Origin of the sequence: Paenibacillus wulumuqiensis (genome assembly GCF_000971965.1) — a bacterium.
Lineage (GTDB): Bacteria > Bacillota > Bacilli > Paenibacillales > Paenibacillaceae > Saccharibacillus > Saccharibacillus wulumuqiensis.
Map to the genome: position 1 here is coordinate 15,772 of NZ_LAQP01000016.1, position 24,597 is coordinate 40,368.

The window sequence follows — 24,597 nt, forward strand, 5'->3', positions numbered from 1 at the left end:
TTCAAATTCTAACCGTTAATAGTAATAGATACTGAATCACAACTTATGATGTATCATTCTTTTGTCCTACTTATTGTGATTTACATAACATCCCGTATAATGAATACTATCGGCAATTACAATTATACTATTTAATGTAATTCCTGATTTTCATATCAATGTAAATTCTGGAGGCACACATGAGCACATTAACCCTACAACAATTAGAATCCCACTTGTGGGAATCTGCCAACATACTACGAGGTAGTATTGATTCCTCAGACTATAAAAACTATATCTTCGGTATGCTTTTTCTCAAACGTCTAAATGACGTATTCGTAGAAACAGCCGAAAAAATCCAACGTGAAGAAGGTCAAGACTATGGTTGGACAGATCGAGACGAACACCAATTCTTCGTGCCTGAACGTGCTCGTTGGTCTACTATCGGCAAAGTAACGAGCGATGTAGGTCAAGCAATTAATATTGCCTTTGAATCCTTAGAAGAAGAAAATCCCAAACTACAAGGTGTTCTCGCCAGTATTGACTTTAATGATAAAGAGAAGTTGCCTGATAAGCTGATTCTTCAGCTCATTCAGCATTTTAGCAAGCTGAATCTACGTAATGACAATCTATCGGAACCGGATATGCTTGGACGTGCTTACGAATACCTTATTAAGCAATTCGCAGATGACGCAGGCAAAAAGGGCGGCGAATTCTACACGCCAAGCAAAGTCGTTGAACTGATCGTCAAACTGATCAAACCGGAAGAAGGCATGCGTATCTGCGATCCAACTGCTGGATCAGGTGGTATGCTCATTCAATCGGTAGACTATATTAAATCTCATGGTGGTAATCCTCGTAATCTAACTATTCATGGACAAGAACGTAACCTGAATACCTGGGCAATCTGTAAAATGAACTTGCTGCTGCATGGACTAAGTGATCATCGCATTGAAAAAGGCGATACGATTCGTGATCCTAAGCTTATCGAAGATGGCGAATTAATTCTGTACGATCGAGTCATTGCTAATCCTCCGTTCTCTCTTAGTAACTGGGGACGTGAAGATGCCGAGTCCGATTCATATGGTCGCTTCCCTTTTGGTATTCCTCCAAAGGATAAAGGAGATCTGGCTTTTGTACAGCATATGGTATCGACACTTAATCATAACGGTAAAGCCGGTGTTGTCATGCCACACGGTATTTTATTCCGCGGTGGAGCAGAGGGCACGATCCGTAAAGGATTGTTAGAAGGATTAAATGGAGAGCAAGAATTGATCGAAGCAGTAATTGGACTTCCTTCTAAACTGTTCTATGGAACGGGTATTCCAGCATGTATTGTCATTATGAATCGTAATAAAGAAGCGCATAAACGAGGCAATGTATTTTTTATTAACGGGGCTAATGGTTATCAAACTGATAAAAATCAGAATACATTGAGAGATCAAGATATCGAAAAAATTATTACTGCATATGATGAATGGGAAGACATTGAGAAGTATGCACGTATAGTTAGCATTAATGAAATCAAGGAAAATGACTATAACCTTAATATTTCTCGTTACCTTGATTCTGCCGAAGAAGAAGAGACTATTATAGTTGAAGAAACAATATTAACATTAAATCAAATTGAGTTAGAACGTAAAGATATAGAAAGTAAAATGTATAAATTTTTGAAGGAGTTGGGATATAGTGTTTAAGATGAATTCTAATCCTCACCCTTGGAAGACAATGACATTAAAAGAAGTAGCTCGACGTGTTAAAGATAAAAATAATGGTCGTTCAGAAAATGTATTAACTATATCTGCACAGCATGGATTAGTTAGCCAAACAGATTTTTTTAATAAGAGCGTAGCGAGTAAAAATTTAAATAGCTACTTGTATATAGAAAAAGGTGACTTTGCTTACAACAAAAGTTATTCTGATGGTTATCCATTAGGTGCAATCAAAAGACTGGAAAGATATGACTCAGGAATATTATCTACTTTATATATATGTTTCCGACCAAATGAGAATATTATAAATGCTAATTTTCTCAAATATCTTTTTGAAAGTACTGTCTGGCATAGAGAAATAAGCCAGGTGGCAAAAGAAGGTGGTAGAAGCCATGGATTGTTAAATATTGGAATTAATGATTTTTTTGATATTAAACTTAATATTCCTCCTCTAAAAGAACAAAAAAAAATTGCCGATATCCTCACTTCTGTCGATGAAGCCATTGAAAAAACAGAAGCTATTATTAAGCAAACGGAATCGGTAAAAAAAGCCTTAATGCAACAGCTTTTGACCAAAGGGATTGGACATACCAAGTTCAAGCAGACCGAGATCGGCGAGATTCCTGAGGAATGGGAAATTCAATCTTTAAGAAACATTGGTTCGTGGTCAGGCGGTGGAACTCCTTCTAAACAGAATCTTGCGTATTGGGTACAGAAACCTGGACTTCTTTGGGTTTCTCCAAAAGATATGTATTCAGATATAATTACTGACTCAGAAGATTATATAACCGAAGAAGCTTCTAAAGATAAAGGATTAAAAATTTTAGCTCCTGGAACTATTTTATTTGTAACAAGAAGTGGTATTTTAAGGAATCGCGTTCCTATAAGTATGGCTGGAAAAAAACTAACTATAAATCAAGACTTAAAATCTCTCACTCTTTATGAAAATATAAATAATAAATTCATCTTCTATCTTCTTCAATCTTTTAATGAAAAAATTCGTAAAAGTTGTGTTAAGATTGGGACAACTGTAGAATCAATAGATTTCAATTCCTTAAAAGAGTTTAAAATACCCATTCCTTCATTAGACGAACAATACAATATCAGCTCTATTATCGAAGAATTTTACAAAAAAATTAATATTGAAAATAATCAATTGAGTAAACTTAGGCTCCTAAAAAAAGGCCTTATGCAGTCTCTCCTCACTGGCAAAGTGAGAGTTAATGTCGATGAATCAGAGGTGCTTCCGGTATGACAGCAATCAACGAATGGAACGAAAAACAGCTAGTCGAGAATCGACTGATCCATCAATTACAAGAAATGGGCTATGTGCATTTGCATGGCCCTTCTTTAGATTCAGAACGAGCCACTAGTCGCGATGTCATATTAACCGATCGCCTTATTCAAGCCATTCAGCGCTTCAATCCTTGGATTACAGATAATAACTTAAATAAGATTGTTCGCTCCATTACCCATATCGAAGCAACCAGTCTCATGGAAGCAAATGAGAAATTCCATGCTATACTGACCAGCTACACTTCTATCCAGCAAGATATCGGCAAAGGCAAAAAAGGCCAGACGGTTAAACTCATCGACTTCGATCATCCTGAGAATAATGAGTTCCTCGTTGTTGATCAATTCACTATTACAGGTGGAGATCAGTCTATTCGTCCAGACCTTATTTTGTTCGTTAACGGATTACCTCTTGTCGTCATCGAATGCAAAAGCCCAATGATCTCGATAGATGAACAGATCGGCAAAGCTGTAAAGCAGATGCAACGTTATCAGCAAAGCTACGAACAACTTTTCTATTACAATCAAATTCTTATCGCAACCAGTAATGACCGTGCTAAAGCAGGTACTATTGGAGCTCAGTTACGGCATTTTGGCGAATGGAAAGATCCCTATCCACTTACTATTCCTCAAGTAAGCGCACATGCTACGCCTCAGGATATCCTAGCAGCTGGTATGCTTACGCCTGCTAATTTGCTTGATCTTATTCAAAACTTTATCGTCTTTGAACCTGAAGGTGGACGTACTGTTAAGAAGCTAGCTCGTTATCAGCAATTCCGTGCCGTACATAAAGCGGTAGATCGTATTTTACAAGCTAACCACTCAAGAGAGCGCGGTGGTGTTGTCTGGCATACTCAAGGTAGTGGCAAGTCGCTGACTATGCTCTATCTGGCCGTTAAGCTAAGACGCATACAACAGTTAGAGAACCCAACAATTATTATCGTAACAGATCGTAAAGATCTGGATAACCAGATTACTAGTACATTCCGGCGCTGTGGCTTTCCTAATCCTCAGCAAGCAGAGAGTGTGCAAGATCTCCGTATGCTACTCAGTCAAAAGTACGGTACAACCATCATGACGCTCGTACAGAAGTTTCAGACAAGCAAAACGGAAGATCAGTTCCCAGAGCTATCAACTTCTGAAAATATCATCGTAATGGTCGATGAATCTCATCGTTCCCAGTACAAAGGCTTAGCAATGAATATGCGGACAGCTCTGCCTAATGCTTGTTATCTTGGTTTTACAGGTACACCTATTGATAAGGAAGATAAGAGTACGACCCGCACTTTTGGTCCTTATATCGATAAATATACAATTGAGCAATCTGTCGATGATGGAGCGACCGTTCCTATTTTTTATGAGGCTCGCCTGTCTAACTTGCATATTGAAGGTGAGACACTTGATCAACTGTTTGACCGTAAGTTTCGTGAATACGATGAAGAGACAAGAGATCGTATCCAAAAGAAATATGCCAACGAAGAAGCGATTATCGCCTCACCTAAACGTATTGAACAAGTAGTATTAGATATTATCGAACATTATGAGAGGTATATTCAGCCTAATGGATTCAAAGCTCAGATCGTTGCAGTGTCACGCGATGCAGCTATTACGTATAAAGAAAAGCTAGATGAATTGAGCGATTTTGAATCTGCAGTGATCTATTCATCCAACCATGACGATGACGATCGTAAAAAACGATATGCTATTAGTAAAGACCAGGAGAAGAACTTGATTGAGCGCTTCAAGAAACCAATGGGTGAAGACAAGCTCTCCTTCCTGATCGTCTGTGATAAGCTGCTGACTGGCTTTGACGCTCCGATTGAGCAAGTAATGTATCTTGATAAACCTCTTCGTGAACACAATTTGCTTCAAGCTATCGCTCGTACTAATCGTACGTATGAAGGCAAGACATATGGGTTGATCGTTGATTATTTCGGTGTATCTAGTTTTCTGGAAAAAGCCCTATCAATCTTCGCGAAGCAAGATATTCAAGGCGCACTTATGCCAATAGAAAGCGAACTTCCTAGACTGCAATCGAGACATCGTGCAGCCATGCGGTATTTTGATTATATTCGTCAGGATGATTTAGAGAGCTGTATCAAGGTACTCGAACCTGAAGACGTACGCAGCGAATTCGATTATGCCTTTAAGCAATTTGCTAAGAGTATGGATATGGTGATGCCACACCCTATGGCGCAGCCTTATGTTAATAATCTAGGATTCCTCGGTAAAGTACGCCAAGCAGCCAAGTCACGCTATCGTGTAGAAGAGTTAGATATCAGTGATTGCGGAGAAAAAGTGAAGCAGCTCATTATCGACCATATTCGTGCTTCTCAAGTCGTCACGATCCACGAACCTGTAGATATTCTATCTAATCAGTTTGATAAGCATTTATCCCAATTTCAAGGCGAAGCCAAAGCTTCAGAAATGGAACATGCTCTACGTCATGAGATTCGTGTGAAAATGCATGAGAATCCAGTATTCTATTCCTCTCTTAAAGAACGTTTGGAGAAACTGATCGAGGCGCGTAAACATCGTCAAATGGATATTTTCGAAATGATTGAGCAGATCCATAATTTGGTGAACGATACGCGTGAAGTAAACAATCAAGGGGAGAATTATGGTTTTACTCGTGAACAATACCCTTTCTTCCAATTACTCGAACAGCAGATTACCGATGAAGATGATACGGAGGCGCTTCAGGAGCTCACTCATATGGTGACTGATGTGATTCAGGAATATGCTGTAGTCGAATGGACGAAGAAAGATGACGTACAACGTGAGATGCGTCAGCAGATTAAACGCAAATTGCGCGTAAGCAAATGTCCAAAAGATAAGTTGGAGAGTCTAGCCATCCAACTGGTTGATCTTGCAAGCACTCATTACAAGAAATAATTGTTTTATACACAAATTACCTACTATTAATTTATAAATAAAAACCAACGCTAATTCTAGAGGTAAAGAATCCTCATAGAGTTAGCGTTGGTCCATTTATGCGGAGCCATTCTTTACGGGCTTCATAATCAGGTAGAATAGAACGTACATAGCGCCAAAAATCTTCAGAATGATCAGAATAGCGCAAGTGTGCCATTTCATGTACGACGACATAATCGATAATACGCATGGGCGACATGACGATACGCCAGTTAATCATAATCACACCGTTCTTACCGCAGCTTCCCCATCTCATCTCTTGATCTTTAAGGATCAGTTTCTGTGGAGAAATTTCCATTAAACGGCTATAAAGTTGAATACGTTGCTGAATCTTGTCCATGCCACGTTGCTTGTACCAATCAATGCATAGTTGTTTAAGTTCAATGCTTTTCTGTTCTGGTAATAACGTCGTTGGAATTGTAGCAATAAATTTATTTTTAACAAATTGTAAGCTTGGCTTAGGAATATCTTCTTTGATAAGTTTTAGACGATATTTGCGTCCCAAATAAGGTAGCTTTTCTCCACTCAAGAATTCTAGAGAACTTGCTGGCTGCTCGATTTCACTGAATTCATATTGTTTTTGGAGAATCCATGGTGCTTTTTTATGAAGAATGTTATATAAGCGATTTTCTGTAATATCTAAAGGAGCAATAACATTCACACCATTGTGCCAATCAACAGATATAGTAACATCCTTTTTATTAGGTTTATATTCAATGCTGTATTCAATAGATGAATTGCCGAAGTAAAAGATGGGCACATTTTATCTCTCCTTATACAAATAAGCTTGTGTATAAGTATAACCTTGATTTTTTGTTATTCCAAATATAAAATAGCGACGTATTAGAATTGCTATTTTATATTTGGAAATTATAAATAATTATAACTAACGATTTTTGAATAAAACAAAGATTAAGATTGAAATTGGAAAACTAAAAGAAGATATTTCTGATAAGTTTTGTACAATAGTATATTCATGTGCTGGAAACAGAATAGACAGCCCAATACTTAAAAACAATAAACTTATTGAAAAACGCATAATCAAAAAGAAAATCTTATTCCATAACTTACGATTCTTGAGCTGTATCAAAGCATGCAATATATTAATAATAGCTATTAGCAATACTACTGTAAAAGTAAGTATTCCCTTCAGTCTATCGCTTAAAACATCAAATCTTTTCTCTATAAAAATATTTGTATTATTAAATATAGTATCTACATATTTTTGTAGAAAATTATACCTTACTGATAGTAGTACTAATGTTACTATTATTCCAAATAAAATAATGATCTTAAGAACTGCTAAGATAACTCTTTTCTTATTACCTTGCTTCCATTCACTACTTAAATATTTAAATGCTTCATTTGTCTGAGACATACTCGGTTTTAAATCTTCATATAGATCAAAAATAATAGAAATTATATAATCTTTAAAAGCAATTAGTTTTTCTTTTATCCATCTAAAAAGTTTTTTCAGTCTTGTATCTAATTTCTCTTTTGTCATCAATCCTTCAACAAGGGGTAAGAGCAAGGGATTGGTTCTAAGTTGGATTTCATAGGTACTACCACCATAATAAACACTTTTTTTAAAATAAATTTCTGCACGATCTAAATTTTGATCTTCAATAAAATACTCAAATCCTTTTAAATAATCTTTTTTTGATCTTTTCTTGTATTTTTGATCAATATAGTCCACTGCTAATGTGGCTATCGCATTTCCTGAAGTGAATGGCAATAAAACTAAAGTGATTATTTTTCTAATACAATCTTTAAACTCCTCTATATTATTTATTTTCAAGTCTTTTAATAACTGTTCGATACTATCTATATTAGAATCTAAAGTATAAGAATACAATAGATCAGATACAGTATTTAAGTACAAAAGAATAAACGCTAGCGTTATAGTTGAGATAATATTTATAATTTTCAATGCTGATTTAGTGCTCTCTAAAGTACTTGGAGGGCGATTGGAAATAATAAAAATTTGAAAGGAAAGAGCTACTACCGCAACTAAAATTAGCACTTCAGTTGCATTTCCCCATGACAAGATAAATAATAAGGATCCTATTATAAATCCCTTCCCATCTTCTCCGCCTATATGAATAATTAAAAATACTACAGCGAGCATTAAAATCACAAAAATAGCTATATTGGAAAATGTAATAATTAAGGTCATGAAAAACGAACCTTGAAACTTAAATACACAGATTATTAATAACAACAATGTAACACTAATCCCAAATAACCAATTGATAATTTCATATCTAAAAGTTGTTACTTCTATACTAAACAAGAAAATATAAATTTGAAGGAATAGACTTATTGCAAATACAAAACAACTTTTAATGTAATCTCGTTTTAGCTTTAAATAGAATCCTCCATAATTTATATAGAATCCTTCAAAGTTTTTAATTTTCAAATGCTGTTTTTTTAAAGAGGTTGCATAATTAACTAATAATTTAACTGCAAATACACTAAAAATAGTATATACAGGCCAAAAAACATAAATAGATTGTTTAATTAACAAAATCTTCAAAAACATTAAAATATAAAAACTAATTATCGTATAAATGAATAAATAATTCTTTGTTTTATAATATTCGTCCAATTCGAATAGGTTCTTTATTTTATTTGTGAGCATTGTATTAAACATCCAATCCTCTCAATACTTCATCCTCAATATTCAGCTTTCTACTCGATACAATCACAGAAGACGCTACTTCTTGCTTATCCGTAAGAATCCGATGCACAATCTCTTCTACAGTTCCATTCTTCGTAAGCCCGTCTATATCAGCTACAATAGGATAATACACCGATACTGGCTTATCCTGTCCAATGCGGTAAGCACGATCTGTGGCTTGATTTTCTACAGCTGGATTCCACCAACGTGTGTAGTGAACTACATGATTCGCGGAAGTAATAGTTAACCCTGTACCTGCTGCTTTGGGAGATAGGATTAATACATCGAATCCTGGCTGACTATTAAACAGATCGACTTGTTCTTGCCGGCGATTCGTCATCCCGTTAATAATCATAGGATTCAGATCAAAGCATTCTCGTATCGTTTTACGCAAAATATCTTGCATCTTAATATACTCTGTGAAGATAAGCACTTTTTCACCTTGCTCACGCACTTTACGAATAATCTCAACCGTTTCTTGCAGCTTAGGCACTGCAGTATAAGGTAGATTGATATATTGATCGTTGACTAATGCTGGATGTGAACTAAGTGCTTTAAGTTTTTGAATAGCTTGGAGGCCATCCATAATTTTGTTTTGTACAAGTCTGATGACTTCAGAATAAAGCTGACTTTGCTCTTGTCCTAAGCCTACATTACGGATAATAGATTGTTTGGGTGGTAACTGATCGCCCAATTCCTCTGACTTGGTTCTGCGTTTATATACCATAGAGATCCGAGCAAGAAGTTGTTGCTCTGCTTCATAATCTCTTTCTTCTCCATCAATTCGCTGTACAAATTTTTCTTTGAATTGACTTAGACTCCCCAGCATTCCAGGCTGTACATAATCCATAATGGACCATAATTCACTAAGTCCATTTTCTACAGGTGTTCCCGTCATCGCTAAACGGAATTTGGCTTTCATTGCTTTTAATACGCGTGAAGATGCTGTAGAAGGATTTTTAATCGCTTGCGCTTCGTCACAGATGATAGCTTGCCAATCGACTTGACCAAAGATAAGCTGGTCCTTGGTGAGGGTATGATACGTCGTAATTGTTATTCCGACTCGTTTTAAGACTTCAGGATCTTTCTGTCTTTGACTACCACGATGAATGTACAGTGAACTCAGCAGTTCTGGAGCAAATTTACTTACCTCTTTTTCCCAGTTATCTATAAGTGTTTTTGGTACAACAATTAATGTAGGAGTAAGCTTGCCGACCTCTTGTAAATAGGTCAAAAAAGAAATTACTTGTATGGTTTTACCTAGTCCCATATCATCTGCTAGTAATCCACCCAGCTTACGATAATGTAAAGCCTTCATCCAGATGAACCCATCTACTTGGAAAGGTTTAAGTGAAGCTGTAAAGGACTGAGGCGGAAGTTGCTGAAACACTTCTAAGTCTTGCATTTCTTGCTGGGCTTGCAAAATCGGCTGATTGAATTCTAATTGGTTAATATTCTCATAGATTTCTAGCACATAAGGTAGCTTAGTAACATCTAATAGACCATTATTATCGAAATGCTCTTTAACCTTCTCTGTAGATTCAACAAATTCTTGAGCATCCTGAGGGAGTTTTAGCCAGTCCCCATTCCATTCAATGTATTGCTCACCAGCTGCTTGAGCTTGAGTAATCAGATCTAAGATTTCTAATCCCTGCCATGTTTCTTTTACTTCTCCATTTTCGTCTTGTGCAGTAAATCCATAATCCAGTTCAAACCAACCACGATCTTTCTCTGCTGCATTCACAAAAGGTTGCGCTCGGTATACCCGGATACCTAGAGACTTTACACGCTCTCCAAATAACTTAAGATCCAAGCCTTCTATTTCTGGAAGATAAGCTTCCGGATTTTCTGCAAAACGAGCTATATCTGCTCCTTCAATAGCAGGTATACTTTTAATATGATCTGCTTCTTCCACAATGGATGGCTTCACAAATACTTTGCGACGTTGACCATCTACTGCATAACGACTGGATTGCTCACTCATTTCTCTTAGCAATTGTGGTTCGACAGAATCAGAAGAACGATACTGAGGTTCAAATGATATGGACTGCTGATCATAATTTAGATCAATGTCAATTTGATCAACAAACTGATACTCTTGATGCTGTAAGTAATCGTCCATGGCATAACCATGTGAAACTGCCCAGCTGCGCACTTCCGCTACATAATTAAATATTTGTTCTTTATCCAATGGATTAGGTGCTTGTTCGATCATTTGCTGAAAATGGTATTGTTCTTCATCCATTAATAATACTTGCTGATCCGGTAGTACAATCCACGGTCCGATACTTCTAGCTGTACGCTCAATATTTTTCCAAGACTCGTAATTTTTCTCTAAAACAAACTTGAAATGAGGAGAGCCTACCGCACTTTCATGTGCCAATTTGAGGTTGAGTTTTGTACTAGATGGAATCTCTAATCCTGTTTGATACTCAGCAGGTAACAATTTGAAATGATCATAAGTAATACTATAGCTATCGCCTTCTTTGTTAAGTGCTTCTTCATACCAGAGCTCTTCTAATAGCTCAAGCAGCTCTGCATTATCCAATTGACGTAGTTCTGAAATTCGTAGTCCCAATGGAAACTGCAGCGATTGATTATCCCGCGAAATAGTATATTTAAGTCCATTGGAAGTTAGTTCTCGCTGGATTTGAATTTTAGGAGAAATTGAGGGAGTACTTTCCTTTTTTCGTTTATTCATAAAGCCGAATAGACCTGCCATAATGTTCTCCTTTAATTAATATGATTAAGATATTGGCTCATGAATCGATCAAATTTATATTGCCAAGCACCCATATGAGAGAGTTTGTTAATGTATAATTGAACACCTCCGCGTGTTTGATCTGTGATTTTAAACATGCTTTCTTTTCGTGCTTTACTTCTAGTTCTTCTGAATTCATCAGAATATAATTTAGGGAGTACGTATTGTTCAAAACCTTCTCGGTAATAAAAATAAGCCGCACCTAAATCTCCATATTCAACTACGACAAAGTTATCAAAATAGATAAAAGCAATCATTGGATCATCGATAAGTTCTACATCATACATGTAATCGATAAATCGCTTCCAGTAATCAAATCGTTCACTATTCGTATCTTGATTGAAGAATTGCTGGAGTTTACTTTGTAATAACCAACGCATTACTTGTTCCATAGCCTTGTCGCTTAAAAACTCCCAGTCTACTTTTCTCTCGCGCGGATCACGCAATCTGACGATCGCTTGGTTTAGAATTGAAGTATGGAATTGTTTGTACTCTCTAGATTCAAAGTAATTTTTAATGAGCTGTTTATACTCATTCATTGGGTAACGTTCTAATAAACTAGTAATATACTCTGCTTCATTACGCTGGATCATTTGATCGTCTACTAGTCCATCCTTTAAAATGTTATAAATTAATTCTGATTGAAGCTGAGCGTCTTTTTTAATTTTTAATCGTGAACAGATCATTTCTATTCCGTGATCGGATTTTACAAATAAATGAACTAACCCTTTAACCAAACCTGATGGGTAATTCATAGCTTCCTTTAGCTGATGCTGTAAGGTTTCATTCAATACCAAAAAACTAAACTGATCTATGTGATACGTTTGTTTTAACAATTCTTGTAAATACTCATTATTGTGATTGTGTTGAAAGAGCGACCAAGCAGCACGCCCTACTGTAGAAGTATAGCGATTAGTTAATATCCAATTAATTTTACGTATAGTTTCTGGATTTTCTTGAGGAAAAGGATATTCTTCGGAGATTAAAAGCTTAATTTCAATTCTTTTTAATTGTAGCGCGAATTCCTGAATTTTTTCGATAGGAGTAGATCTAATGATCTCAAGCAAGCGAGGCAACATATATTTGCCTCTTTGCTTGAGTATTTCTTGATCTAACTTTTGGAATTTTTGTTCAACCTTTTTACGCTCTTCAACAATAAGCTTAGGAGTAAAAGCAAAATGGCGAAAATATTGATTAATTTCCATCTGGCTCACCCAATCCATGCAGTTGATCTAGCAGCTGATCGTCTTTCAAACGGAATTTAAATTCAACTCGTCTAGATTTATTAGCATCAATAGCTCCATTTATTTTTAATACAGGAATACTATAAGAACGTCCGTTAGCCGTAATTACTGACTTCAACTCTTCTTTATGCTTAAAATTTGGAAACCCTGGCTGAAATATTTCTTGGGTTACAGACAATGCTCGATCTTGTGACAGTTGTAAGTTATATAGATATCCACCTTTGGTATCGGTGTGACCTTCAACAATAATTTGTGATATTTCCCCGCGGAAGCGATCCGATAAAAGAATATTTATATATTGAGGAATAAACTGCTTTAAATATTTTTCTCCTGTTGCAGATACATTACTGCTATTAGAGTCAAAAAACACGCCTCCAGAGAAACGAATCGCTCCTGTTTGTGGATCGACTTCCATTGCCAAATCTGAGTCTTTGAATGCTTTGATAAGTTCTTGGATAATTTCTGATTTCACTCCAACTACTTGTTCAATCATTTCGTTTTTTTCATTGATAGCAGCTTCTTTTTCTTCATATGCAGACTGCGTATTATAGATCGTTACCATCAGCACAAGTGCAAAAATAACAAGTAATGTGGACATTAGGTCTGTATAAGAAACCCAAGAACTCTCTTTATCGCCTTCATGTCCGCGAGCCATATGTCGCTGATTACGAAATCCTCTAGCCAAAATAAATCATCACCTTATAACGTTATTTATACTGGATCAGGTAGTCTGACTGCTTGTCGTTTCATCTCATTAACAACTTGCTTTAATGAATCCAGTGTTTCTGGCATGTCCTCTACACCTTCTCGAATAGAATCGACGCCATTTGCCAAATATTGAACCGACTTACTTAGCTCTTGATCAAACTGATTAAGTGTATGCTCTAATCCTCTATGCATATCCTCAGTAAACTGATTCATAGCAACTTCTAGATGCTTGTTAGTTCTAGACATCGTTTCACTTGTGGATTCCCAAACGGTAGTCAATTGTTCTACTCGCTCATCCATATTTTCGAGTTGGTCACTTAGCATACTTTGTGTTCTTGATGCAATTTGATCAAGTTCTCTTCTTTCTTCTTGAATATCGACGATCAAGTTATGCAAATCTTCTTGCAAATTTACAAATTGATTATTGTTACCTTTAAACTTATCAAAAATATCTTCTAGTTCTTGGTTAGAACGTTGACTTAGATCTGCTTGATGCGATAACGTTACAGCCAATGTTTGCTGGCTTTGTGTAATATTCGCAATTCTCTGTAAATTTTCTTCTAATCGCTGTTGGAAAGTAACTTGTAGAGTTGTCTGTGCTACAAAGGAATCTACATTTTCTTTTAATTTACCGATATGACTGTTAAAATAATCGTTAAATACTTGTCTTTCTTCAGTCATTTTTTCTAACAAAGTAGTCGTTACAGATTGCAATTGACTATTTTTTTCTGTTGTTTTATTCAAACCTTCTACGGTTGTTTCAAGTACAGATTGATAATAGGTAATATGCTCTGTATATTCATGTATTTGTTCTGTTAATAGAGTAGTTTTCTCAACCATGGTTGATTGTTCTTTTGCTGAATCTTGCATAGATTGAACGAGTGCTCCCATTTCCTCATGAACTTTTTGCTGCCATTCAATAGTGGAATGCAATGCTTCCCCTAGATTTTTCATATGGTCACCAGTTAATTCATTTAACTGCGTTACAAATTGATCTACCATTTGTTGCATGCCTTGAGCTTGATTTACACTGCTAGATTGAATCAAGTCACCCATAATCTGTTGGGTCTGTTCTAAATGCGGAGTAATCGATTTTTGAATAGATTCAGCCACGCCATGTACCATATTTGGAATAAGGACATCAGAGAGGAATGTCTGAAAATCTTTCATTTGCTGTTCTTGGTTTTTATTCATTGTATAGATGACTGTACTCGAATCTTGTGTAGGAAATGCTTCATCTAAGCTTTGACGGATCTGGTTAAAGCTATTGATTAGTTTAGGATAATATTTGCTTTTATCTAGCCATTGCCAGATTAATGAGAAAAGAATACCTGCAATAGAAGATGAAAATTTCATTTGCATCCCTTGTAGTAATTTTTCGATCCCTGCTTGCATAGTATCTGTTTCACCACTGATAGATAAGCCAGATACACCAATAGCAATACTAAAGAAGGTCCCAAGAATACCTAACGATAAGAATATACCAGGTATAATCTCAGCAAATTTACGTTTTCCGAATTCTTGTACTAAGGGTTCTTCAAAAAAGAAATCATATATATCTGGAGTAAAAACAATTCCTTCTTTTTGATAAAACTGAAACTTCTCGTAATATTGCTTCCAAGAAGGCAATACACTTTGCTTTATGTACGAATTTTTTTGATTTTCCAACCATTTATCAAATTCTAAAAATCTCTGATTTACATCAACTTCTTTTTTCAATTCTTCTAATTTTTCATTGATTAAAGTAGCCGCTTTTTGTGAGCTATCATATGATGAAAATATTTTTTTGAATTGAAAAACAAAAATAAAAAACATAATTGCAATATCAATTCCGATCAACCAAGTAATAATATCAAACTTCATAATTCCAACTCCTGTATTCATTTTATATTCAGTACTCAATTTATAATTCGAAATTTTCCCTACCATCATATGTGTAGTAGAATTTCCGAATTTAGTAATTAAATATGATACTTATTTAGTATAAATACTTTAGTCCTGGATATAAAGGATTATTTTTCAATAAAATCTATTTATAAAGAACTATAACAAAATATATATTTTAAATATAAAGAAACTCGGTCCTTATGAATAAAGAATGAGTATTTAGATTGATATATTGTTTAGACAGTTCCATATGTATTATTAATTTCATAGGTTATACCTTCTATTATTTTATAATATTTCTTTGTGCTATATCGATCTCCATCAAAGTTAATCTTACTGTGTCGTTACCATTAGCTATTTTATAACTAACGGTCTCCTCATTTTCACTCCACTCGTTCCTTCTCTGAAACTTTGGATAGAACAGTAACACTGTGTCACATCGAAATCGCATAGCATACACTAGCATCTGATACAAATCTGTCTGAAATGGCCTCATTATATTGTTCTCATAAGCATCCTTATACTTTAAAAGTAAATTTTCAATACTCATACGTCTACATTACCTTTAGAGATACGCATAAACGCTTGTTCAAATGGGGATGCGTTTCCATCTGTCGTCTTGTAATCTATGAGCTTAACTTGGCCTCTCTGGTCTATAAACTCTTTACCAATAATACTTTGGATAGTTTCCAGATCATTATAGAAATATTCACTTAGAAGTGGGATCAATCTGTAATACCAAGTCTTGTATAAATCGCTTAGTGAAAGAATATCCATAAAATACGCATGACCAATCTGATGATCACGATCCAATTATTTAACAATTTTGCTATTTATCGATCTAAGTAGCTCTTCCAAATTCACCGTATCATTTACCTGACTAGGTGTAATTGAGTTAGCATCTCTAAACACTTCATAATCAGGCCCCAATTCCATAAATACAAATCTTCTTCGTAATGCAGTATCTGACCCAGCAATTGACCGATCTGCTGTATTCATCGTACCAATCTGCTGCCTATAAGCTAGCCAAGTTAACTAAAGTAAAGCTGATTAACCGTGAGCATTGATTGAATTCATGCTGCGAACTAGGCCGAAAAAAAGAAGCCTATCTTAAAATAAAAAGGTAAAATGTACTTCGAATGGATCACCTTTACTTATAATATTTACTAAAATAAGATAGATCGTAGCATATTATATTATTCTGTAGTCACACAAGATTAGAGACCGGATACCGAACGAACAGTTCTTGCTGATTATTCATCATTTATAGATCAATTTAGGTATCTAAATCAGCACAGAAAGTATTATCTGCACTCTGCCATATTACTTCAGCAGCCAGCGATCAACCCCGTCGTAATAATAATATAACTACAGTTTCCTCTCGATTGAACAACCAATGAGCATAACTGCTACAATTAATATGATCTAAGAAGACACACTAACCTTTAACAAATTAAATTTTCTTCAAACTAAAATTCCATATTTATTATCATTAATTAAATATGTGACTAAAGAATCATTATTGCGATACAATAAGACTATATTAAGATAACTGATTAGTATATATTTAACTATCTCATACTATTATTTGGAGGAAAATATGTTGATTACTAAAAAAGGAATCTCGTTCTTCATTATACTTACTGTACTTATACTCTTAGTAGCATGTGGAGATAATGGAAATAAGAATGTCTCTAATTCTAAGGTAAGTTCTTCATCTGCCGATAGTGGGTCACAAGATGAAGTTACTTATTCTAACGAAGATTCTTTATTTTCTGATGATGGGCCACAAGATGGGCCTCCTGGTGGATTCACTCCATTAAGCGAAGCATTAAAAAAGCATTCTGTTTGGCTTGCTACAACAGTAATTGATGAATCAGATTTAACTAGAGATACTAGCATTGGAAAAGTATATGTTTTTGACAATGATGAAGTAACTTATTACGATTATAGTGAAGTCGCTGAATCTCTTAAAATTGAAGATGCAGCTAAAATGACAGATGAAGATATAGTTAAACATTCACAAGAATTTGCAAAAAAGTCGATTTAGGAAAGTATTCTTTAGATCTTGTACTCGATGGTACTGGTAATAGTGCAGATTATGAATATTTAATCACTGAAAAAGGTGGAAAAGGCGAACATGCTCCAAATTTTTCTACCACTATCATGCCAGTAAACTTTTTTGGAACTGATTTTGTAGCTATTGGAGCAAGCCGCTTAGTTATAGACTCCTTATTTAGTGGCGGTGGTTTTGTGCTTACACGTAGTGAACCTAATACTTATTTCCAATTAGACGATCCAGATACTATAAGCAGCAACGTAACTATTGAGCAAAATAAAAAATAAATAAAAAGCAGTCATATGCTCTATAAGCATATGACTGCTTTTTATTTGAATTCTAAATCTTGAATGAATTATTGCCTGATCTTATTAATTAACTTTAGAATTTCCTATACTTTTAACTTTGGAAGTTTTTGAACTTGATAATTATAAATCACTTCTTAGACCAATGAATAAAGAGTTTTAACTTCATAACTTTTTAAGATACTGTAAATGACTCGTTAAATCATTGGTCACCAAGTTGGTTTTGTTAGGCTCACTAGGATAGTGACCAAGATCGAACGCTGCTTATGAGTTTTGTTCAAAACATAAAGCAAACAGAATAATGCAGCAGAAAGATCTTAAATTTTTACCCTCTCCCCACTTGTATTGGCGTCTGGTTATCGTCGATACATACGCCGCAGTACGGAAAGGCTTTAGTTCGCGCATTAACTTGCTACACTACTCCTAAGGCAAATGCGCTCGTAACGATGTATAAGTTAGCCGACCAGATTAACTTTATATTTCGCTGTTTCCTCCTGTTTTCTTATCCCATCTCGATTTTGCTCTGTTCCACTTCTTCGTGAGTAAACACTATTGTGCTTTCCTGTTGTCTTCGATCTATTTAATAGACAGAAGGAATCCTTGGTAGACTTCAAGTAAAGATCATTACCCTAATCCATGAGATAGACTACCAAACATCTGTAGATGCCAATTTAGATCGATATATTGCTAGACATGTTCATTCCAATTCCTATCAAAAGTTCATACATCAGCCAGACTATCACTTTTAGAGCCTGCCACTGAATAATAAAATAAAAGTAAAATACTTTTTTATGGAGTATCACTATCTTTAATATTTACCAAATCAGATAGATTGTAGCGCATTACCTTATTTCAGAGTAATATAATAAAGGCAATTTAATTAACGGAGGGATACTGTGAATACAGGAGTACAAGAACTAAAAGATGAGCTTTCAGCACAAAAAAAGAAAAAGAAGAGAAACTGGATTATTGTAGGAGTGGGAGCCGCTTGTTTGATAATGCTTTGTGCCATTATTGGATATATAAACAATTATAATGAGCACATCGCAAAGATCGGTTATTATATGGATCAGCAAGATTATAATTCCGCTCATGAAGAGACAGCTGAACTATTTCCACAATCGTATAGCCGTAAATTAATCGAACGAGTCAACATCTTATATGAAGTACAGCGTCACTTACCTTCCTATTCTTATTCTGATTATAACTCTTGGCAAGATCGTACAACATGGGAAATACATAGCCTAATTGACGGATTAACAACCTATGAGAAATATAAACAAGCAGGAGAAGAGTACAATATCTCAGAGTCTCTTTCTACTCTACGAGGGAAGTATCTTATGTATTTAGAAACTTATTCGATCTCTCAGGAGTCTGCTACTAAGGCTGCAACGGCTGCAACTGGTGGAAGAGATAAATTAATCAACGAGTTGGTAATGCAGGCAAAAGAGTTTGAAGCTAAACAAAGCGCAGCTACTGCTTCCACTTCAAGTGAAAATTCTTCTAATAGCTCATCTACTCTATCTTCAGATTCTTCCTATACCCGTGATGAACTAGAAAGTGATCCATTGGCACCTTCAACCAATCCAGATGATTATAATTCGTACGGAGAGTACGCTCCAGCAGGCGGGTATTCAATTGATCCAGCCGATTATAATTATGAAGGTGAATATAAACCTGTGGAAAGTATGACCCAAGAAGAGAAACAAGCCGAATTAGAAGAAATGCTGGGTAGATCTTTAGGTCAATAAATGTAAAAGAACCTCATTGAGGTTCTTTTTTATAGGAAAATATATACCGTAACAGGTACGACCTAAACCTATTATCGCTAATCATTCTCGTTAAGAATAAAGATTTAATAGTGGATCCATCTGATAGTCACTAAAACAAATTAATTCATACTTAATATTCCTTCATATGGTATATTTATACTTTGAAATTATTATATCGATAAAGGGGTTTAGGTAATGGAACAGCGTCCAGAGAGAAACAAGAAGCCGTGGTACAAGAAATGGTGGGTATGGTTGATCATCCTATTTGTAATTGGTGGAATTGGAAATATTAACAAAGCTTCTACGCCAGATTCCTCAGCGCCAGTTACAAGCGGATCTAATTCCAAAGAAGCCGCTGCTCCTAACGCAGAAGCGCCTATTTCGAAGCGAAAAGAAACACCGACGCCAACTGTCACAGTCGACCCAGCTGAATTTCAAGCCAATGTAGACATCATGACTGGGGGAACATTTGTAAAATCTGCTCAGCTACAGAACAACCAAGGGCATATTAAATTTTACAAATCTTTCCAAGAATATAAACAAGCACATCCAACCAGTAAAGTGACCGAGGAGATGTATAAAGATTACTTTAGTACTGGTGATAAAATCGCTAAACTACTGATCGGCGAGAATGCTCGACTATTGCGGAAATTCCCAATCCTGACCTCTTCTTCTATGACAATTCCTTATGATGGAAAAGTTTATACGATAGATCTGAAGCGTACAGAACTCAATCAGTATATTGGATTCCCGATTGAATCTTTACAAGTAGAAGACGGCTCATGGACCAGCCAATTTGGTGATGTGTATGTGTATGATAAGGATAAACGCCAAGCATTTATGGATACTTTTGTTACGATTCAATAATTGAGTTATCGCTACAGATCTAGATGATTTATTATCTGGATGTAAAAAGTCCCTACGCATCGATCTATCGTGGTCAAGCCCCTATTTATGGACACTTAAAAAACACCCTGAGAAATGGACTGACGTCGGTACTCCACCGGCGTCAGTTTGTTTAGTTTTCGCTATGGACGTTTGTTGTTGTAAAAACGAATATATCGTTCCATCCGTTTTTGCGCTTCAGCTAAAGTTCGGATAGAATACGGGTAGAGTCCTTCCGTTTTGAGATGCGAGAAGAAACTCTCTATGGAGGCATTGTCATAACAATTGCCCCCGCGAAACATGCTGATTCGGGCGCCAACCTTTGGCAGCATGTCGTGGTACAGAGGAGACATGTATGGGGCTCCGCGGTTGCTATGAACGACCACGCCCGTCACGTCTTTTCGTTTGCGAAACGCTTTCTGAAAGGTGCGCTGGACCAGCTCCTTGTCCGGTTTTTCGCCGATTTCATACGCGACAATTTCGTTATGGAACAAAGCGGCAATCTTCTAGTTTAGATTAATAGCATTTATTTATTCACTAGGGCCTGTACGCAAAACTACTTAAACCAAATTCGAATTGAAATTAAAGCCAAAAAGACCCTGAACATGCTCGCTGTCTTGTCATAAAGAGTTGCTAGGCGTCGATAGTTGGGAGCTGGTCCAGACGTTAATTCGAATTTAAGCGGATTGCCTAGCGCATCCACAATTGCATGGATTTTGGTTGTCAATCCGCCTCATAAACGTCCGATCGATTGCTTGTCTTGCCCTCTTTTTTGCGCCCGTTCAACGTTGATGAACACGGACAATCGTCGTATCCAGCATCATCTGTTCGAAGTTGGGTCCAATAGCAACTTGCTCCGATATTTTCTTCCAGGTTCCTGACTTTTGTAGCCGCCAGAAAAAGCGGTAAGCGGAAGACCAAGGTCCATAATAGTCGAGCAGATCACGCCAAGCCGTTCCAGTACGTGCGACTCAAAATACCGCATTTAGTCGATGTTTCTGATCTTTCGGAGGTCGTCCTTCTTGTGTTTTTCGGGCAGGTGGCAGAAAAGATTCGATAGCATTCCATTCTTTATTGGTTAAATCTTATCGTCGTCTCATGGCTTTAATTCAACAGACTTGAGGGCGTTCTTGAAGTTTGCATACAGGTCCTAGCAAACTTCAACAATTCGCGTAATGTATAGCGCTCGCCATCCGGATTTTTGCTTGTGTATAAATTCCATAATGGTTGATAATCTGTAGTCTGATGAAGACTATGCTTTTTAATATGTATAGTGCGAGTTTCTTGTAAGTTATTGATCGCCACTATAATTTGTTCAGGATCAACCGGTAAAGATTGATCTTGAAAAGCAACGTAAAAATGACGTACCGCTGCCACATCCAGTTCAGTAGATTCTAGGGCAGATGAGTCATGAAGCTCATCAAATGAAATCTCAAAAAATCCGCATCCCTTGGTTGACTTTACACTTTTATTAAGGATATTCAAATATATTTTTAGATATGTATTGCGGATAGATTGTGTAATAGGTACAGGCTCAGGAAATTTCTTTATTTCTTCAAAAAAGCTACTCCATCAAGTTCTTTGTTAATGCGATTACGTTTACTGCCATATTTGAAAATTTCCATACACCTCTTATTTTCCCTTGATAGATATATTTAGTCATCATAACGCCTCTTTTCAAGTTGATTTTAGTACAGTCTTTATTACTAATCCTACTTAACTATAGAATCGTCTAAGCTACAAGTAAAGCAGATAAATAGTGATGAAGTCTAATATATGATTTCTCCTTTAGCAAAATCTTTCTATCCGACCTTCATCCCTAAATATTCCTTTTATTTTACTTTATTTGTAATAAAATGAAGTGAGGAGTTGTCTAAATGAAGAAATATATCTTATCAATCATTTGCATACTACACTGTTGCCTTGGAGTGATTTTTTTATTTTTTAATCCTTATCAGAATCCGAACTCTGAAAGCATCGGGATAGTAACTGGCCTAATCATTATTCCGTCTTTATTGCTACTTTTTTCATTTCTTACTCATCATTATAGGCTAGCTTTTTTATTTTTTATTATACAAACACCGGTTTCTCTTTATTTAGGCGTAGTCAGCTTTTTTAGTATCTGGAATTTGTTTATACCTCTTAGTTTAATTATTTTATATCTGCTAATACAGAACAAAAAAAATAGTAGTGGGTTATTTTCTTAACCCACTACTGTTTAATTATTTATCAGGTTGCATCAATCTTAATATGAAGTAAGTGTCCAGCTGTACCACTTGTAGACAGATCAACATAATAACCATATTGACCATTCGGTTTAGGAGTAATACTTATATAATGCGTTGCATACGTAGTACCAGCTAATCCTCCAACAAAATCATGATTAACATGTGTTGCCTGAGCAGACTGCCCTGAACCAACTGGATCATTATTGTATTGAGATCTTACGTAATACCAATTCGTACCTGCACTGGATGGCTGAGCATCCCACCAGTCTAACAATCTCCATCTAAAGGTAGATGGATAACTTAAAGATGAATCTTTACCCCAAGCCCAACCTAATCTTGTATAGTTAAGTTGTATATTGACTGGATTATATGTAGTCGCTTTAACGTAACAAGAATATGTTTTTAAAGCATTTGCTGTTATTCCTTCTTGATTATTATAAGTCGAATTTATAACCGAATTATACTGTTTAGCGGTTTCTGATATATTTTCAATCAATGTAGGAATTTCTACCACTTCATAAGTAAGCTTTTCGTAATCTACTTTTACTTCATATGATTCTATCTGTCCAGCTATCTTTGTATCTTCTACCCTAAGATGATAATCACCATCTTCATTCTTCTTCACTTGAACAGAATCCAATATTTTCTTTGTATTCTGAGTTGGAGAAAGAGCATGATATGTAGCTGCATAATTATTTTCAGCGGATGCAACTACAATAGATGGACTTGCAAACGCGCTACTTGCCAATCCTAATACTATACTAGTTATAAACTTCATTGATAAACCTCCTTTAAATGTAATTAATTTTAAATCATTACTTTTAATTCCAAAATTAAATATATTTTGTATCATTTAGCTACGTTAGATTAGGTACTGGTAAACACACTAATATTATCTGGAAAGCAGGTCATCTTATGCGAGACTCCACCAGACAACGAACCGGCTTCATCCTGCTCGCTGCTCTATCCCTCATCACAATCATCATTCTAACCATGATTTTCACCAACTCACGCCGTGCCAGCGTCTACCTGATCCCGGAGAACTACCGCGGCTGGGTACAGATCATTTACAACCAGCAGAGCTATCCACCGATCGATACCAGTCTCACCAAAGCTACCTTCTCTATCGGATCATACGGTGTTCTTCGGACTTCAACACCAGAAGTATCCGAAGGGATCGCAGAGGATCAGTACTACTGGGTAGATGCGCAGGGAGAACGAACGCCAATCGATACGCAGAAATTGATACACGGCAAGAGCGTCCGCAGCAGTGGAACAGACGGTACTGAACAAGACTCTGAAACCGTAGCCGAGGAATTTTTTGTAGGTACAGAGGAAGTGTATAAGCAGACTCCGGCTCCTTCGCTGGAAGATCATCTATAATATTGAATGATATGCTCTCTTTTCTACGACTGGTATGATTGAAGTTATACTCGTGTCTAGGAATTTTCTATGGTGAGACCATTATACTTTCTGAATATATCCAGCTATCCTTATAGTAAGCCTAGAAGAGCAGACCCGCTTAAAGGGCTGCTCTTTTGTTAATTCTACTGGTTATACGTCAAATTCACATGCATAATACCATCCTTACCACCGGGAAAAGGATCTACATACTGAATATCCAGAAAGTCCAGCTTCTCCTTCCACTGTTCTCTCTGAAGATCGTGGTAACTCTCGCCATATCGATCAAAGACATACGAAAATACGAGTGCATTGATAGAAGCCGAGCCATTCTGCATCTTTACCCAGGATTCCGGTAGAACGATCTGATGATCGCCGGAAGAGATGGATTGATCGGAAAAGTTCAGAATCATCTCGGAATCGTCCTTTTTCACTATAGCGACCTTGCGCTTGCTATCCCAGGTAATCTGGTCGGCATGTCCTTTGGAAATGTCTTTGACCGAAATGTAGATTGTGCTGTATACCTTTTCCTTGGCAGAAGGGCCGGTAATGAGAAGACTGGAACGGGTCAACGGACCTGCGTAGACGGATTTGGCTTTTTGGACAAATGGATCGGACTTGCAGCAGTGGCTGGATGATTCCAGGATACGGACAGGATACCAATCGCTAATAGGATGCTGGTCAGTACTTTTGCGGCTTTGTTCATAATTACCTCCCTGATATTACATTTTTGGTATATTATTTCTATA

The 24,597-nt window shown here is 36.2% G+C and carries 18 protein-coding genes and 1 pseudogene; 7 read left to right on the top strand and 12 right to left on the bottom strand.

Translation table 11 applies throughout. From position 1 onward, the window contains the following. The first annotated feature begins 179 nt into the window (after positions 1-179). From WH45_RS18490 to WH45_RS18500, 3 genes are read left to right on the top strand one after another with little or no spacing between them, the layout of a single operon-like run. Positions 180-1,676 carry a type I restriction-modification system subunit M gene (locus tag WH45_RS18490; RefSeq protein ID WP_046215910.1) on the top strand — a complete coding sequence of 499 codons (1,497 nt, stop codon included), beginning with the start codon at positions 180-182 and terminating at the stop codon, positions 1,674-1,676. A gap of 1 nt (position 1,677) precedes the next feature. Then, a complete protein-coding gene (locus WH45_RS22955; RefSeq protein WP_235338424.1) occupies positions 1,678-2,946 on the top strand; it encodes a restriction endonuclease subunit S in 1,269 nt (422 codons plus the stop codon). Next, positions 2,943-5,879, top strand: a complete 2,937-nt coding sequence (locus WH45_RS18500) for a type I restriction endonuclease subunit R (protein WP_046215911.1) — start codon at positions 2,943-2,945, stop codon at positions 5,877-5,879. The genes WH45_RS22955 and WH45_RS18500 overlap by 4 nt, the downstream gene beginning before the upstream one ends. Before the next feature lie 73 nt (positions 5,880-5,952). On the opposite strand, the gene WH45_RS18505 is transcribed toward WH45_RS18500, so the two are convergent. The 7 genes from WH45_RS18505 to WH45_RS23465 form a co-directional block, all read right to left on the bottom strand. Continuing rightward, positions 5,953-6,678: a M48 family metallopeptidase gene (locus WH45_RS18505; protein ID WP_046215912.1), complete on the bottom strand. Its 726-nt coding sequence runs from the start codon at positions 6,676-6,678 to the stop codon at positions 5,953-5,955. Positions 6,679-6,804: 126 nt separating this feature from the next. Next, the gene (locus tag WH45_RS18510; protein ID WP_046215913.1) at positions 6,805-8,571 is read right to left on the bottom strand and encodes a hypothetical protein; all 1,767 of its coding nucleotides are present in this window, start codon (positions 8,569-8,571) and stop codon (positions 6,805-6,807) included. Beyond that, positions 8,564-11,320 carry a DEAD/DEAH box helicase gene (locus tag WH45_RS18515; RefSeq protein WP_052723848.1) on the bottom strand — a complete coding sequence of 919 codons (2,757 nt, stop codon included), beginning with the start codon at positions 11,318-11,320 and terminating at the stop codon, positions 8,564-8,566. The genes WH45_RS18510 and WH45_RS18515 overlap by 8 nt, the downstream gene beginning before the upstream one ends. Before the next feature lie 11 nt (positions 11,321-11,331). Continuing rightward, entirely contained in the window at positions 11,332-12,564 is a 1,233-nt protein-coding gene (locus WH45_RS18520) for a hypothetical protein (RefSeq protein WP_046215914.1), read from the bottom strand. Further along, positions 12,554-13,288, bottom strand: coding sequence for an OmpA/MotB family protein (locus tag WH45_RS18525; RefSeq protein ID WP_235338416.1), 735 nt, complete (start codon positions 13,286-13,288; stop codon positions 12,554-12,556). Before WH45_RS18525 ends, WH45_RS18520 begins: the two co-directional genes overlap by 11 nt. 26 nt (positions 13,289-13,314) lie before the next feature. After that, entirely contained in the window at positions 13,315-15,174 is a 1,860-nt protein-coding gene (locus tag WH45_RS18530; protein WP_046215915.1) for a hypothetical protein, read from the bottom strand. Between the two features lie 837 nt (positions 15,175-16,011). Then, a complete protein-coding gene (locus tag WH45_RS23465; RefSeq protein ID WP_152663597.1) occupies positions 16,012-16,197 on the bottom strand; it encodes a hypothetical protein in 186 nt (61 codons plus the stop codon). Positions 16,198-16,798: 601 nt separating this feature from the next. Between WH45_RS23465 and WH45_RS18545 the strand changes: the two genes are divergently transcribed. From WH45_RS18545 to WH45_RS23975, 3 genes are all read left to right on the top strand, one after another. Next, entirely contained in the window at positions 16,799-17,248 is a 450-nt protein-coding gene (locus WH45_RS18545) for a hypothetical protein (protein WP_046215918.1), read from the top strand. A gap of 1,210 nt (positions 17,249-18,458) precedes the next feature. Beyond that, entirely contained in the window at positions 18,459-19,313 is an 855-nt protein-coding gene (locus tag WH45_RS22960; RefSeq protein ID WP_052723849.1) for a DUF4179 domain-containing protein, read from the top strand. A 216-nt stretch (positions 19,314-19,529) separates the two neighbouring features. Beyond that, positions 19,530-20,201 (top strand): hypothetical protein, encoded by a 672-nt coding sequence (locus WH45_RS23975; RefSeq protein WP_052723850.1) that lies wholly within the window; start codon positions 19,530-19,532, stop codon positions 20,199-20,201. A gap of 161 nt (positions 20,202-20,362) precedes the next feature. On the opposite strand, the gene WH45_RS18560 is transcribed toward WH45_RS23975, so the two are convergent. The 3 genes and pseudogenes from WH45_RS18560 to WH45_RS18570 form a co-directional block, all read right to left on the bottom strand. Further along, on the bottom strand, positions 20,363-20,713 hold the full coding sequence (locus WH45_RS18560) for an integrase core domain-containing protein (protein WP_162198453.1): 351 nt from the start codon (positions 20,711-20,713) through the stop codon (positions 20,363-20,365). 288 nt (positions 20,714-21,001) lie between these two features. Continuing rightward, positions 21,002-21,178 (bottom strand): annotated as a pseudogene (locus tag WH45_RS24260) (IS5/IS1182 family transposase); the annotation flags it as partial. Positions 21,179-22,448: 1,270 nt separating this feature from the next. Beyond that, entirely contained in the window at positions 22,449-23,225 is a 777-nt protein-coding gene (locus WH45_RS18570) for a hypothetical protein (RefSeq protein WP_046215921.1), read from the bottom strand. Positions 23,226-23,362: 137 nt separating this feature from the next. Between WH45_RS18570 and WH45_RS18575 the strand changes: the two genes are divergently transcribed. Continuing rightward, positions 23,363-23,830 carry a DUF6843 domain-containing protein gene (locus WH45_RS18575; protein WP_046215922.1) on the top strand — a complete coding sequence of 156 codons (468 nt, stop codon included), beginning with the start codon at positions 23,363-23,365 and terminating at the stop codon, positions 23,828-23,830. Between the two features lie 164 nt (positions 23,831-23,994). On the opposite strand, the gene WH45_RS18580 is transcribed toward WH45_RS18575, so the two are convergent. Both WH45_RS18580 and WH45_RS23675 read right to left on the bottom strand, forming a co-directional pair. Then, the gene (locus WH45_RS18580) at positions 23,995-24,420 is read right to left on the bottom strand and encodes a stalk domain-containing protein (RefSeq protein WP_052723851.1); all 426 of its coding nucleotides are present in this window, start codon (positions 24,418-24,420) and stop codon (positions 23,995-23,997) included. After that, positions 24,417-24,554 (bottom strand): hypothetical protein, encoded by a 138-nt coding sequence (locus tag WH45_RS23675; protein WP_162198454.1) that lies wholly within the window; start codon positions 24,552-24,554, stop codon positions 24,417-24,419. Before WH45_RS23675 ends, WH45_RS18580 begins: the two co-directional genes overlap by 4 nt. Positions 24,555-24,597: the final 43 nt, after the last annotated feature.